The sequence below is a fragment of the Microcella sp. genome, from assembly GCF_030645145.1.
In the GTDB taxonomy this organism is placed as follows: domain Bacteria; phylum Actinomycetota; class Actinomycetes; order Actinomycetales; family Microbacteriaceae; genus Microcella.
In genome coordinates this window covers 1-13,441 of the sequence record NZ_JAUSMI010000079.1, presented here as the reverse complement: position 1 = coordinate 13,441, position 13,441 = coordinate 1, and the positions used below count along the sequence as shown (strand labels likewise).

General features: G+C 72.9%; 12 protein-coding genes and 1 tRNA gene. 12 read left to right on the top strand and 1 reads right to left on the bottom strand.

What is annotated here, in order from left to right; translation table 11 throughout:
* The first annotated feature begins 80 nt into the window (after positions 1–80).
* The 10 genes from Q7T15_RS04945 to Q7T15_RS04900 all read left to right on the top strand — a co-directional run bounded on the left by Q7T15_RS04945 (position 81) and on the right by Q7T15_RS04900 (position 9,499).
* Positions 81–797 carry a MazG family protein gene (locus tag Q7T15_RS04945; RefSeq protein WP_304693875.1) on the top strand — a complete coding sequence of 239 codons (717 nt, stop codon included), beginning with the start codon at positions 81–83 and terminating at the stop codon, positions 795–797.
* A 47-nt stretch (positions 798–844) separates the two neighbouring features.
* Positions 845–1,768 (top strand): ABC transporter ATP-binding protein, encoded by a 924-nt coding sequence (locus Q7T15_RS04940; RefSeq protein WP_304693873.1) that lies wholly within the window; start codon positions 845–847, stop codon positions 1,766–1,768.
* Complete coding sequence (locus tag Q7T15_RS04935; protein WP_304693871.1) at positions 1,765–2,850, top strand: ABC transporter permease; 1,086 nt, start codon at positions 1,765–1,767, stop codon at positions 2,848–2,850. The genes Q7T15_RS04940 and Q7T15_RS04935 overlap by 4 nt, the downstream gene beginning before the upstream one ends.
* 24 nt (positions 2,851–2,874) lie before the next feature.
* Positions 2,875–4,194 carry a histidine--tRNA ligase gene (gene hisS, locus Q7T15_RS04930; RefSeq protein WP_304693869.1) on the top strand — a complete coding sequence of 440 codons (1,320 nt, stop codon included), beginning with the start codon at positions 2,875–2,877 and terminating at the stop codon, positions 4,192–4,194.
* A gap of 93 nt (positions 4,195–4,287) precedes the next feature.
* Positions 4,288–5,568: a phosphopyruvate hydratase gene (eno, locus tag Q7T15_RS04925; protein WP_304693867.1), complete on the top strand. Its 1,281-nt coding sequence runs from the start codon at positions 4,288–4,290 to the stop codon at positions 5,566–5,568.
* A gap of 155 nt (positions 5,569–5,723) precedes the next feature.
* Positions 5,724–6,242, top strand: a complete 519-nt coding sequence (locus Q7T15_RS04920; RefSeq protein ID WP_304693865.1) for a septum formation initiator family protein — start codon at positions 5,724–5,726, stop codon at positions 6,240–6,242.
* A complete protein-coding gene (locus tag Q7T15_RS04915) occupies positions 6,239–6,757 on the top strand; it encodes a DUF501 domain-containing protein (protein ID WP_304693863.1) in 519 nt (172 codons plus the stop codon). The genes Q7T15_RS04920 and Q7T15_RS04915 overlap by 4 nt, the downstream gene beginning before the upstream one ends.
* Entirely contained in the window at positions 6,730–8,010 is a 1,281-nt protein-coding gene (locus tag Q7T15_RS04910) for a S8 family serine peptidase (RefSeq protein WP_304693861.1), read from the top strand. The genes Q7T15_RS04915 and Q7T15_RS04910 overlap by 28 nt, the downstream gene beginning before the upstream one ends.
* A gap of 38 nt (positions 8,011–8,048) precedes the next feature.
* Positions 8,049–9,371, top strand: coding sequence for an NAD(P)/FAD-dependent oxidoreductase (locus tag Q7T15_RS04905; protein ID WP_304693859.1), 1,323 nt, complete (start codon positions 8,049–8,051; stop codon positions 9,369–9,371).
* Positions 9,372–9,425: 54 nt separating this feature from the next.
* A tRNA-Leu gene (locus Q7T15_RS04900) sits at positions 9,426–9,499 on the top strand.
* Between the two features lie 11 nt (positions 9,500–9,510).
* On the opposite strand, the gene Q7T15_RS04895 is transcribed toward Q7T15_RS04900, so the two are convergent.
* The gene (locus Q7T15_RS04895; RefSeq protein ID WP_304693857.1) at positions 9,511–11,622 is read right to left on the bottom strand and encodes a hypothetical protein; all 2,112 of its coding nucleotides are present in this window, start codon (positions 11,620–11,622) and stop codon (positions 9,511–9,513) included.
* Positions 11,623–11,796: 174 nt separating this feature from the next.
* Here Q7T15_RS04895 and Q7T15_RS04890 point away from each other — a divergent pair, with 174 nt between their 5' ends.
* On the top strand, positions 11,797–12,363 hold the full coding sequence (locus Q7T15_RS04890; RefSeq protein ID WP_304693855.1) for a LemA family protein: 567 nt from the start codon (positions 11,797–11,799) through the stop codon (positions 12,361–12,363).
* 47 nt (positions 12,364–12,410) lie between these two features.
* A complete protein-coding gene (locus tag Q7T15_RS04885; protein ID WP_304693853.1) occupies positions 12,411–13,292 on the top strand; it encodes a M48 family metallopeptidase in 882 nt (293 codons plus the stop codon).
* Positions 13,293–13,441: the final 149 nt, after the last annotated feature.

The following is a 13,441-nucleotide window of genomic DNA, read 5'->3' as shown; positions in this document are numbered from 1 at the left end:
CGCGCGGGCGCCGACGCGGCCGCGCCCGCCTGAGCCGCGCCCGCCCGAGCCGCGGCCCCCGGCGATGACAGGATGACGGCATGAGCTCGCCGACCCCCGACTCGCCCGCGTCCGCCGCCGCGCCGCCCGCCGGAACCCCGGTCGAGCCGCACCCCGCGCTCGACGCGCTCATCGGCGTGATGGCACGACTCCGCGCCCCCGGCGGATGCGCGTGGGATGCCGAGCAGACCCACGAGTCGCTCACGAAGTACCTCATCGAGGAGGCGCACGAGCTCGTCGACGCGATCGAGCACGGCACGCGCGACGACCTCCTCGAGGAGCTCGGCGACGTGCTCTACCAAGTGCTCTTCCACGCCGACATCGCCGCCGCCGACCCCGTCGACCCGTTCACGATCGACGACGTCGCCGCGCGCAGCATGCGCAAGATGGTCGGCCGCCACCCGCACGTCTTCGCCGACGTCGTCGCCGACACGGCCGACGAGGTCTCCGCCAACTGGGAGACGTGGAAGGCCGCCGAGAAGCCCGCGCGCACGAGCGTGCTCGACGGGCTGCCCGCGGGGCTCCCGGCACTCGTGCGCGCCGACAAGGTGCTGAGCAAGGGCGCCGCGCTCGGCGTCGCGCCGACGAGCCCGCCGCGTGAGACGGGCGACCTCTCCGACGAGCGGGCGCTCGGCGAGCAGCTCCTCCACCTGGTGGCGGTCGCGCGCGAGCGGGGGTGGGATGCCGAGCGCGCGCTCCGCACGGCGACGCGCGATCTCGAGGCGGGCATCCGCGCCGCCGAGGAATCGTCGCCATAGGCGAGTCCTCCTCGACACCGGGTGCCGTGAGTGCTTGACTCAGCCGCATGACCACCCATCCGGCGATCGCGGTCGAGGGCGTCGCGCGCAGCTTCGGCGACGTGCACGCCGTGCGCGACGTCTCGTTCGAGGCGCGAGCGGGCTCCGTCACGGCCCTCATCGGGCCGAACGGCTCGGGCAAGACGACGCTCCTGCTCATGCTCGCGACCCTTCTCGAGCCCGATCGCGGCTCGATCCGCATCGAGGGCCACGACCCCGTCGCCGACCCCCGCGCCGTACGGCGCGTCATGGGGTGGATGCCCGACGTGCTCGGTTCGTGGGCCACCCTGACCGTGCGCCAGACCCTCGAGACCACCGCGCGCCTGTACGAGATCGACGCCGCGCAGGCCCGCGTCCGCGCATCCGAGCTCATCGACCTCGTGGGCCTGGAGCCGCTCGCCGACCAGCCGACGCGCGTGCTCAGCCGCGGGCAGAAGCAGCGCCTGAGCCTCGCGCGGGCCCTCGTCCACCGCCCGAGCGTGCTCCTGCTCGACGAGCCCGCCTCGGGCCTCGACCCGGCCGCGCGCATCGACCTGCGCATCCTCGTGCGACGGCTCGCGAGCGAGGGCGCCGCGATCCTGGTCTCGAGCCACGTGCTCGCCGAGCTCGACGAGATGGCCGACGAGGCCGTCTACATCGACGCGGGCGTCACGGCCTCGCGCGCGAGCGTGGAGGCGAGCCGCGCGACGGTGCGCGACTGGCGCGTCCGGGCGCTCGACCCCGCAGGGCTGACCGCGGCGCTCGCCGAGTTGGGAGTCCCCACGTCCGGCACCGACCACCTCGGCGTGCTCGTCCCCGTCACGGGCGAGGCCGAGGCCGCCGCCCTGCTCACCCGCCTCACTGGCCACGGCGTCGGCATCAGCGCCTTCGGCCCCGCGGTCGGCGACCTCGAGCACACCTTCCTCGACCTCGCGAAGGGCGGCCGCTCGTGAACGCCTGGATCACCGGCCTCGGTACAATCGCGAGCCTCGAGCTGCGTCAGCGCGTGCGCTCGGTCGCCTGGATCGTCCTGCTCAGCATCGTCTTCGTCGTCGTAGGCCTCGTCACCCTGCTGCTGTGGTTCGCGCTCGCGCAGTTCGGCGAGGACGGCATCGACAACGCCGCGATCTACTCGAGCATCATCTTCTTCGTCCTCCTCGTCGGCACCCTCGTGACGCCCGCGGTCTCGGGCGGCGCGATCAACGCCGAGCGCGACGCGGGAACCCTGGCGACCACACAGGTCACGCTCGTGAGCGCGAGCCAGATCGTCCTCGGCAAGTTCCTCGCCGCGTGGACGATCGCGCTCACCTTCCTCGCCGCGAGCCTGCCGTTCATCGTGCTCGCCGTCGTCCTCGGCGGGGTGCCGTTCGAGACCCTTCTGAGCTCGCTCGGCGTGCTCGTGCTCGAGCTCGGCGTCGTCTCCGCGATCGGCGTCGGCCTCTCCGGCCTGCAGACGCGCGCGCTGTTCTCCGTCGTGACGACCTACCTCGTCGTCGCCGCGCTCAGCATCGGCACGCTCATCGCCTTCGGGCTCGGCGGGCTCGTCAATCAGACCCAGGTGCGCAACGTCTACATCGGTCTCGACTACTCGGGGCCGGTCGACCCCGAGACGGGCATCCCGGAGGAGATCCGCTGCCTTGAGCCGCAGGTCAGCACCTACCAGGTGCCGCGGTTCGACCGCGTCTGGTGGTTCCTCGCCGCGAACCCGTACATCGTGCTCGCCGACGCCTCGCCGACGACGTTCGATAGCAACGGCTACCCGGAGGACCTCTTCGGCGGCATCGGCCTCGGCATCCGGCAGGCGCAGATCCCGCCCGAGACCGAGTCGGTGTACGACGAGTGCGAGGAGGCCCGCAACGGCTTCAAGGGCTCGAACGACTACCCGACGCCGGAGGAGATCTACGCCTCGACCGTGCCGAGCTGGTTCGTCGGGCTGCTCATCCACGCCATCCTCGCGGCGCTCGCCTTGTGGGGCGCGACCGCGCGCACGCGCACGCCGTCGAAGCGCCTGCCGAAGGGCTCGCGCGTCGCCTGAGCGGCCCTCTGACAGAATCGAGGCATGGCCAGCCCGGTGACCCCGCCCCGCGGGATGCGCGACTTCCTTCCCGGCGACAAGGCCCGCCGCGAGCACGTGCTCGCGCGCATCCGGGGCGTCTACCGCGCGCACGGCTTCGACGAGATCGAGACCCCCGTCATGGAGGACGCCTCGCGCCTTCATGCCGGTCTCGGCGGCGACAACGAGAAGCTCGCGTTCGCTGTCATGAAGCGGGCCCTGACGACGGATGACCTGCGCTCCGCCGCGACCGCCCTCGACCTCGCCGACCTCGGCCTGCGGTTCGATCTCACGGTGCCGCTCGCACGCTTCTACGCGAGCAACCGCGGCCAGCTGCCCGGCGTCTTCCGGGCCATTCAGATCGCGCCCGTCTGGCGCGCGGAGCGCCCGCAGAAGGGCCGGTTCCGCCAGTTCGTGCAGTGCGACATCGACATCATCGGCGAACCCGGCGTCATCGCCGAGATCGAGCTCATCGCCGCGACCTCGAGCGCGCTGGATGCACTCGGGATCCCCGGCTGCTCGATCCGCATCAACGACCGGCGGTTGCTCACGAGCATGCTCACCGTGCTCGGCTTCGCCCCCGACGCCCAGGCCGAGGTGCTCATCACCCTCGACAAGCTCGACAAGATCGGAACCACGGGAGTGCTCGCCGAGCTGCGCGAGCGCGGGCACGCCGAGGCCGCGATCGATGCCCTCGCGGCGGTTCCGGCGTTCGCGTCGTTCGGCGCGGGAGCGGCATCCCCCGATCACGACGCGCCCGCCGCGGGCGGTGCGCTCACGGCCGAGTCGATCGCTTCGCTCCTGCCCGCCGGCGTCGACGAAGCCGCCCTGACCGACCTCGCCGCGATCGCCGCGGGCCTCGGCCACGCGGTGCCGCTCGTCTTCGACCCCTTCCTCGTGCGCGGCATGGGCTACTACACGGGCCCGATCTTCGAGGTCGCGCACCCCGAGCTCGGCTACTCGCTCGGCGGCGGCGGGCGCTACGACGGCATGATCGGCCGCTTCCTCGGCAGCGACGTGCCCGCGACGGGCTTCTCGCTCGGCTTCGAGCGGCTCATCGACCTCGTCGAGCTGCCGGAGGGCGACGGCGACGGCGACGCGGCCCTCGTCTACGACCGCGACGTCGAGGCCGCCGACCTCATGGCGCTCAAGTCGACGCTCGTCGCCGAGGGCGCGCGCGTGCGCCTCGTGAAGCGCCCCAAGAACATGAAGACGGCCCTCGACCAGCTCGCCGCCGACGGCTTCGCCCGGTTCGCGACGGTGAGCGCGAGCACCGGGGCGGATGCCTCGGCTCTCGACTGGCGGCCCCTCGAGCGCAGCGCCTGAGCCGCCGGAGGGCGTTTCCCGGCGGCGAGTAGGATTCCCTGCGGACGACCACCACCGTCGCGTCCGCACCCCCACTTGTTAGGAGACCCATCCGTGGCAGCTATCGAGGCCGTTGGAGCCCGTGAAATCCTCGACTCGCGAGGCAACCCGACCGTCGAGGTCGAGGTCCTGCTCGACGACGGCACCGTCTCGCGCGCGGCCGTGCCCTCGGGCGCGTCGACCGGAGCGTTCGAGGCCTACGAGCTGCGCGACGGCGACAAGGGCCGCTACCTGGGCAAGGGCGTGCAGAAGGCCGTCGACGCCGTCATCGACGTGCTCGGCCCGGCGATCGAGGACATGGACGCGAGCGACCAGCGCCTGATCGACGCCGAGCTCAACGCCACGGACGGCACGGACAACAAGTCGAAGCTCGGCGCGAACGCCATCCTCGGCGTCTCGCTCGCCGTCGCGAAGGCCGCCGCCGACTCGGCCGACCTGCCGCTCTTCCGCTACCTCGGCGGACCCAACGCGCACGTGCTCCCCGTGCCGATGATGAACGTCATCAACGGCGGCGCGCACGCCGACACGGCCGTCGACGTGCAGGAGTTCATGATCCTGCCCATCGGCGCCGACTCGTACTCCGAGGGCCTGCGCTGGGGCGTCGAGACCTACCACGCGCTCAAGGGCGAGCTCAAGGCCGGCGGATTCGCCACCGGTCTCGGCGACGAGGGCGGCTTCGCCCCCGATCTCGCCGGCACGACGGCAGCGCTCGACTTCCTGATGGCCGCGATCGAGAAGGTCGGCTTCACCCCCGGGAAGGACATCGCTCTCGGTCTCGACGTCGCGGCGACCGAGTTCTTCTCCGACGGCTCCTACCGCTTCGAGGGCAGCGCGCGAACCTCGGCCGAGATGGCCGCGTTCTACGCGGAGCTCGTGGCGAACTACCCGCTCGTCACCATCGAGGACCCGCTCGACGAGGACGACTGGGAGGGTTGGGCCTCTCTGACCGCCGACGTCGGCACGAAGGTGCAGCTCGTCGGTGACGACCTGTTCGTCACCAACCCGACCCGCCTCGCCAAGGGGGTCGGCCTCGGCACGGCGAACTCGCTGCTCGTGAAGGTCAACCAGATCGGCACTCTGACCGAGACCTTCGACGCCGTCGCTCTCGCCCAGCGCAGCGGCTACACGGCCGTGCTCTCGCACCGCTCGGGCGAGACGGAGGACACGACGATCGCCGACCTCGCCGTCGCCACCAACTGCGGCCAGATCAAGACCGGCGCGCCCGCCCGCAGCGAGCGCGTCGCGAAGTACAACCAGCTCCTCCGCATCGAGGAGGAGCTCGGCGACGCCGCGGTCTACGCGGCGCGGAGCGCCTTCCCGCGGTTCACGGCGTAGCCGGGGACCACGGGTCCGAGGCCATTTCTGGCCTCGGAGCGCCCCGCGCCGACGGCCGTCTCGGCCGTCGGTCTCGTGAGCCAGAGCATGTCTGACGCTGGGCGCCCGCCCTCTCCCTCCCGGGAGGCGGCGGGCCCCTCGCGTAGGCTGGAGGCATGGCCGGCCGCTCGCGACACCTCCCCGTCGAGCTGCCCGCCGACGCCCCGGCATCGACGCCGTGGTTCCGCAATCTCGAGGTCTCGGGCTTCACCGTGACGGTGCTCGTGCTCATCATCGGCGCCCTCGTCGTCCTCGCCCCGTCGCTGCGCATCCTCGTCGAGCAGCAGCAGGAGATCGCGGCGCTCGAGGCCCGCGTCGCCGAGCAGGAGCGCGCCGTCGAGGGCCTCTCCTCCGAGATCGACCGCTGGTCAGACCCCGCCTACATCGAGTCGCAGGCCCGCGACCGACTCCTCTACGTCAAGCCCGGCGACATCAGCTACCTCGTGATCGACGACGGCGCGACGATCGAGGTCGACTCCGCGCAGCCCGTGAGCGACGAGATCCAGCGCACGCGCATCGACTGGTCGCGCGCCGTCCTCGCCTCGGCTCTCACCGCCGCGCTCACCGACCTCCCGGCCGTCGAGCTCGTCGGCCCCGAGACCGAGCCCGCGCCCGCCCCGGAGCCTGCGCCGTGAGCCGCCCGCCCTTCGACCCCGCGAGCGAGCGGGATGTCCGGATCGTCTCCGCGCAGCTCGGCCGGCCCGCACGCGACGTCATCGGCATCCCCGCCCGCTGCGTCTGCGGCGCTCCGACGGTCGTCGCGACCGCTCCGCGGCTCGAGAGCGGCACGCCCTTTCCGACCCTGTACTACCTGACGCATCCGGCGGCGACCGCCTCCGCCTCGCGCCTCGAGGCGAGCGGCGTCATGGCCGAGTACCAGGCCGCGCTCGCCGACGACCCCGCGCTCGCCGCGGCCTACGCGCACGCGCACGAGACCTACCTCGCCGATCGCGCGACGTTCGGCGACGTCGACGAGATCGCGGGCATCAGCGCCGGCGGCATGCCGACGCGCGTGAAGTGCCTGCACGCCCTCATCGGCCACTCCCTGTCGGTCGGCCCCGGTCTCAATCCGATCGGCGATCGCGCCCTCGCCGAGTGCGACTGGAGCCCCGAGGTGTGCGCGTGCGCTCCCGACCAGCGCGGCTCGTAGCGGCCGGTCTCCTCCTCGCCGCGATCGTCGGGGCGGCACCCGCGGTGCCCGCGTCCGTCGCCGTCGCGGCCCCGGGCATCCTCGCGACCGACGCGGTCCGCGACCGGCAGTACTGGCTCGACGAGTACGGGATCCGCGCGGCGTGGGCCGTGACCCGCGGGGCGGGCGTCACGATCGCGATCATCGACTCGGGGGTGGATGCGACGCATCCCGATCTGCGCGGAGCCGTCGTCGACGGCGTCGACCTCTCGGGCGTCGGCTCGGCCGACGGCACGCGACCCGTCGGGTCCGATGCCCCGGACCACGGGACGATGGTCGCCTCGCTCGCGGCCGGCCGGGGGAGCGCGCCGGGCGACGGCGTCATCGGCGCGGCGCCCGAGGCCGACCTCATCAGCGCGTCGCTCGCGTTCGGCCCCGAGCAGCGCGACGGCGACGCGCAGGTCGCCGAGGCCGTGCGCTGGGCGGTCGACGCGGGGGCCGACGTCATCTCGCTCTCGCTCACGCGCAACACGCTCTCGTGGCCCGAGAGCTGGGACGACGCGTTCGGGTACGCGGAGGCCAACGACGTCGTCGTCATCGCGGCGGCCGGCAATCGCGGCAGCGGGACCGAGCAGGTCGGCGCGCCCGCGACCATCCCGGGCGTGCTCGCCGTCGGGGGAGTCGACCGGCGCGGCATCGCGAGCGACAGCGCAAGCGCGCAGGGCATCTCGATCGCCGTCATGGCCCCGAGCGAGCAGCTCGTCGGCGCCGTGCCGGGCGGCGGCCACGTGATCTGGCAGGGCACGAGCGGCGCGACGCCGATCGTCGCGGGCATCGCCGCGCTCATCCGCTCGGCGCACCCCGAGGCGACCGCGGCCGACGTCGTCGCGCGCCTCATCGGCACCGCGCGACCCGTCACCGCGACCGTGCCCGACCCGCTGTACGGCTACGGGCTCGTCGACGCGGCCGCCGCCGTGCGGGCCGATCTCGCGCCCGTCGCGGAGAACCCGCTCGGCAGCCTCGCGGAGTGGATCTCGCTCAATCGCCGGGCCGACGCCGAGGTGCGGACCATCCGCATCGAGGGCGCGCGCGAGGCCGTCGGGCGCGCCGGGCATCCCGGACTCGCTAGGATCGGGGAGGCAGTGCGCCCCGTCGTGGCGGCCATCGCTCCCCTCGCAACAGTCGGTGCGGCCGTGCTCGGCGGCTCGCTCCTCGTCATCGCGACCGTCTCGCTCGGCAGCGCACGATTCGGCAGGCGCTCGCGCGCGGGGTAGATTATCCGGGTCCCTCACCACAAGGAGATCGTTCCCCCGTGCCCAGAATCCTGATCGTCGGTGGCGGTTACGCCGGTTTCTACACCGCTCTGAAGCTTCAGAAGTGGCTGCGCCCGGGCGAGGCCGAGGTCGTCGTGGTCGACCCGCTGCCCTACATGACGTACCAGCCCTTCCTCCCCGAGGTCGCCGCCGGTCAGATCGAGCCGCGCCACGCGGTGGTTTCGCTGCGCCGCCACCTCGACAAGGGGCGCGTCATCACCGCGAAGGTCACGGGCATCGACCACGCCGCGAGGACCGCGACGATCACGCCCGAGGTCGGCGACGCCTGGCAGCTCGAGTACGACCACATCGTCGTCACCGCCGGGTCGGTCTCGCGCACCTTCCCAATCCCCGGCGTCGCGGACGAGGCGATCGGCATGAAGGCGATCGAGGAGGCCGTCGCCGTGCGCGACCGCCTCATCGACAACTTCGCCCGCGCCGAGCTCCTGCCGGCGGGTCCCGAGCGGGATCGCCTGCTCACGGTCGTCGTCGTCGGCGGCGGCTTCGCCGGCATCGAGACCTTCGCCGAGCTCCGCAGCCTCGCGAGCTCGCTCCTGAAGGAGTACCCGCAGCTCACGATCGACGACACGCACTTCCACCTCATCGAGGCGATGGGCCGCATCATGCCCGAGGTGTCGCTCGAGACGAGCCAGTGGGTGCTCAAGAACCTCGCCCAGCGCGACGCGATCGTGCACCTCGACACGCAGCTCACGAGCGCGGTCGACGGCGTCATCGAGCTGTCGACGGGCGAGAGCTTCCAGAGCGACCTCATCATCTGGACGGCCGGCGTCATGGCGAACCCCGTCGTGCGCTCGACCGACCTCCCCGTCGAGGAGCGCGGCCGCATCCGCGCCCAGGCCGACCTCCGCGTCATCGACGAGAGCGGCACCGTCGTCGAGGGCGCCTGGACGGCCGGCGACGTCGCGGCCGTGCCCGACCTCACCGGTGGCGGCGTCGGCGGCTTCTGCGTTCCGAACGCCCAGCACGCCGTTCGTCAGGGCAAGCTCCTCGCGAAGAACATCGTCGCCGTCCTGCGCGGCGAGGAGCCCAAGGACTACGTGCACAAGAACCTCGGCGCGGTCGCGGGCCTCGGCCTCGGCCACGGCGTCTTTCAGTCGGGCAAGATCGCGATCAAGGGCTTCCCGGCCTGGGTCGCGCACCGCGGCTACCACGGCCTCGCGATCCCGATGTTCGAGCGCAAGATCCGCGTGTTCAGCGGCTGGCTCTGGAACCTCATCCTGGGCCGCGACAACGTCACGCTCACGGCGCGCGAGGAGCCGCAGGAGTACTTCCAGGCCTTCGCCTCGCGCCCCAAGGCGTAGCAGCGCGCCGCAGTCGACCCCGGGGCGGATGCTCGCCTCTAGGCTGATCGGTGCGCCCCGGTAGCCCAACCGGCAGAGGCAGCCGACTTAAAATCGGCCCAGTCTGGGTTCGAACCCCAGCCGGGGCACGCACGGCGGATCACGCGAGCGCGGGCTCGACCCACCGCACCCAGAGCGTGACGCCGACGAGCACGGCGCCGATGCCCGCCGCCGCGAGCCCGAGCCCGATGATCGGGAAGCTCGCGCCCGAGGCGAGGATCGCCCCCGTCACGGTCGCGACGGCGAGGGAGGCGACGGCCCACGTCGCGCGAGAGATCTGGAAGACCGCGCGCCCGGGGAACGAGCCGACCGGCAGCAGCATGAGCAGCAGCGACCCGAGCCCGCCGAGCGCGACGGTCGCCGCGGTCTCGGCGGCGAAGCTCACCCAGAACCCCGTGCTCGGCGTGAGCAGGTCGTGCACCGCCCAGCCCGCGAGGGCGAGCGCCGCGACCGCGACGAGCTGCGCGACGGCGAGACCCACCCGCACCCGGAACCGCGCGGCCCCGACGACGCTCGCGGTGACGAGCACGCCGATGAGGATGGCGGGCCGCAGCTCGGCCACGCGCGAGAGCAGCGCCGCCGCGATCGCCAGGGCGAGGATGCCCGGCAGCAGTCGCGTCACGACCGGCACCCGCGCCGCTCGTCGCACGACGCCGGCGGGCAGCCTCACCCCGACGGCGGCGAGCACGAGAAGCCCGAGCCCGATCGCGGCGGTGAGCCGCAGGTACCGCACCTCGAGGTCGAGCCCACCGCCGACCGCGGCGACGACGGCCGCCCCGGCGAACACCCCGACGGCGGTGAGGGCGGGGGAGACCACGGGGTCGTCCTCGCTCAGCACCGTCCCCCGGTTGCGGCCGGTCAGGCGCGGCATCGCGAGACGGATGCGCGGCGCGGCCCGCGTGGCGAACCAGCGCAGCGGCACCGCGATGAGCGCGAGGTAACCGATGGCCACGAGCGGCGCGATCGCGAGCCCCCCGCGCTCGACGATCTGGGCCGCGGTCGGCAGGGTGCCGCCGAAGCCCGTCGGCGTGCCCCAGTTCGACGAGGGCTCGTCGCTCGACGAGCCCGGCAGCGGCGGGGCGGGCGGGGCCTCAGCGCCGGCATCGGAGCCCTCGCCGGGCGCCCCGCCGTTCCCGGGGTCGCCGTCCGGGCCGCCGCCGGGATCGGGAGCCGCGCTCGGTGGGGCGGGCTCGGTCGGTCGGGCGGGAGCGTCCGTCGCTCCGGGGGCCGGGGTCGCGCCGGGCGCGGGCTCCTCGACCGGCGGCGCGCTCGCTCCGCCATCGGGCACGGCCCACTCCACCCGCACCCTGGCGCTCGCCGAGCTGAAGTTGCCGGCGGGGTCGCGCTGCAGCGCGCGCAGCTCCCGCTCGCCGGGTGCGGGCAGCCGCGCCTCGCACTCCCACTGCTCGCCGCGATCGACGGTCGTGCCGCACACGAGCTCTCCGTCGACGTAGAGCTGGAGGGTCGCTCCGGGCTCGCCCGTGCCCGCCGCGCGCAGCACTGCGGTCGCCGTCCGCGTGCCGGTCCGCGGGAAGTCGATCGTCGGGGCCGCCGGCACGTCGCGGTCGACCGTCGCGAGCGTCGAGGCCGACCAGGTCGAGCGCTCCGGGCCGATCGAGGGCAGCGACTGGCGCGCCGTCGTCCGGTACTCGCCGCTCGGCACCGTCACGATGCACGACCAGTACCCGTCCGGCAGCGCCGCGGGGCACCCGTGCACCGTGGATCCGCGCGGCCCGACCGTGCGCACCTCGATCGCCGCGCCGGGCGACGCCGTCCCGGTGAACCGCCCGGCGGTGAGCAGCGTGCCGCCCGCCCCCTCGATGCGGGGAGGCCCGAGCACGCGCAGCGGCAGGGAACCGAACTCCTCGGTCGTGCCGTCCTCGAGCGTCTCGAGGCCGGCGAGCTCGATGACGCCGTCGGGCAGATCGACGCCCTCGCAGCTCCACGTCGTCGCGGCGTCGGAGGAGACGGTGCAGACGACGGGCCCGCCGACGACCACGACCCGCACGGCGCTCCCGGCATCCTTCGTGCCCGAGATGGTGACGCGATCGTCGCCGATGAATCCGCTCGAAGGCTCGGTGAAGGATGCCGCTGCCGCGGCCGGCGCCGCCGGCAGCGCGATCGTCGCGAGGCCCGCGATCGCGGCGAGGGCGATGACGAGGGCGCGAGCCGCACCGCCGGGCCGCGCGGGGCGAGGCGGGTGCGCGCGCATGCCGCCTCCTCGGGCCGATGGTGCTCGGTCGTCGTGCGGGGGAGGTGCTGTCCTCCCGCCGACGACCATTCTCTCAGATGCGTGGTGAGCGATCGTCGCGATCGGGGCGAATCCATAGCCCGGGTCGAGCGCGCGGCCTGTCGGCGCACCGGCGGCGGCTCTAAGCTGTGCCGCATGGAAATCCTCATCCTCGTCGGCGTCGTGGTTCTGCTCGCCGTCATCGTCGGCATCTACCTCTGGGCGACGTACAACTCGCTCGTCACGCTCAACGTCCGCGTCGACGAGGCGTGGAGCGACATCACGGTGCAGCTCAAGCGCCGCGCCGACCTCCTGCCCAACCTCATCGAGGCGGTCAAGGGCTACGCAGCGCACGAGAAGCAGGTCTTCGAGAGCGTCACGCGCGCGCGCGCCGAGACCCTCAGCGCGCAGGGCCCCGCCGACGCCGCCGTCGCCGAGGGCCACATGCAGCAGGCGCTCAAGAGCATCTTCGCCGTGGCCGAGGCCTACCCCCAGCTGCAGGCGAGTCAGAACTTCCTGCAGCTGCAGGGCGAGCTCGTCGACACCGAGGACAAGATCCAGGCCGCGCGCCGGTTCTACAACGGCGGCGTGCGCGAGCTCAACGTCAAGATCAAGCAGTTCCCGAACACTCTCTTCGCGCGTCGCCTCGGCTTCCACGAGCGCGACTTCTTCGAGGTGTCGGACGCCGCGGCGATCGCCGAGCCGCCGCGCGTTCAGTTCTGACCTCGGCCCGAGCATCCTGACCCCGAACCCGCCCGAGGAGGGCTGACGTGTATCGCGCGATCGCCGCGAACAAGCGCAACACCATCGTCATCATGCTGGTGTTCCTCGTGCTCATCGGCCTGCTCGGGCTCGTCGCCGACTACTTCTACGGCGGCGGCTACACGATCTTCATCGGCACCCTCATCGGCGCCGCGGCGTACACGGCCTTCCAGTACTTCGCCGCCGGCAGGCAGGCGCTCTCCATGGCGGGCGCGCGGCCGATCGAGAAGGCCGACAATCCGCGGCTGTACCGCATCGTCGAGAACCTCGCCATCACGGAGGGCATGCCGATGCCGAAGGTCTACCTCGTGGAGGACCCGGCGCCGAACGCCTTCGCGACCGGCCGCGACCCCGAGCACGCGAGCGTCGCCGCGACGACCGGCCTTCTGGAGATCATGAACGACCGCGAGCTCACGGGCGTCATGGCGCACGAGCTCGGGCACGTGAAGAACTACGACATCCGCGTCTCGACGATCGTGTTCGGGCTGACCGTCGCCGTCGGACTCATCGCCGACATCCTGGCTCGCATGGCGTTCTTCGGCGGCAACCGCAACAACAACGGCGGCAACCCGCTCGTCCTCGTCTTCGGGCTCGTCGCGATGCTCGTCGCTCCGCTCGTCGCGGCGATGATCCAGGCCGCGGTCTCCCGTCAGCGCGAGTACCTCGCCGACGCGACCGGTGCCCTCACCACGCGCGACCCGGAGGGCCTCGCGAGCGCACTGCAGAAGCTCGGCGACTACGCCCGCCCGATGCGCCGCCAGAACTCGACCATGGCGCACCTCTGGATGAACGACCCCATGAAGCCCGGCGTCATGGACCGCATGTTCCAGACCCACCCGCCCATCCCCGACCGGGTGAAGCGCCTCATGGAGAACTCGGCGCGCTTCTAGCGGGCGCGGATCTCGAGCCCCTGCCGGCCCGCCAGGTCGCCCGTCCATCGGTCACTCGTTGCGGCCGTCGGGGCCGAAGTTCGAACAGCTGACCGATAGACGCGCAGAGTGACGCGCGCGACCGACGCGCGACGGCACGCTCGCGGGTC

Bases quoted from the DNA above. Each gene is read 5' to 3' on its own strand.
- Q7T15_RS04945 (WP_304693875.1), top strand. From the start codon at position 81: ATGAGCTCGCCGACCCCCGACTCGCCCGCGTCCGCCGCCGCGCCGCCC.
- Q7T15_RS04940 (WP_304693873.1), top strand. From the start codon at position 845: ATGACCACCCATCCGGCGATCGCGGTCGAGGGCGTCGCGCGCAGCTTC.
- hisS (WP_304693869.1), top strand. From the start codon at position 2,875: ATGGCCAGCCCGGTGACCCCGCCCCGCGGGATGCGCGACTTCCTTCCC.
- Q7T15_RS04920 (WP_304693865.1), top strand. From the start codon at position 5,724: ATGGCCGGCCGCTCGCGACACCTCCCCGTCGAGCTGCCCGCCGACGCC.
- Q7T15_RS04895 (WP_304693857.1), bottom strand. From the start codon at position 11,622: ATGCGCGCGCACCCGCCTCGCCCCGCGCGGCCCGGCGGTGCGGCTCGC.
- Q7T15_RS04890 (WP_304693855.1), top strand. From the start codon at position 11,797: ATGGAAATCCTCATCCTCGTCGGCGTCGTGGTTCTGCTCGCCGTCATC.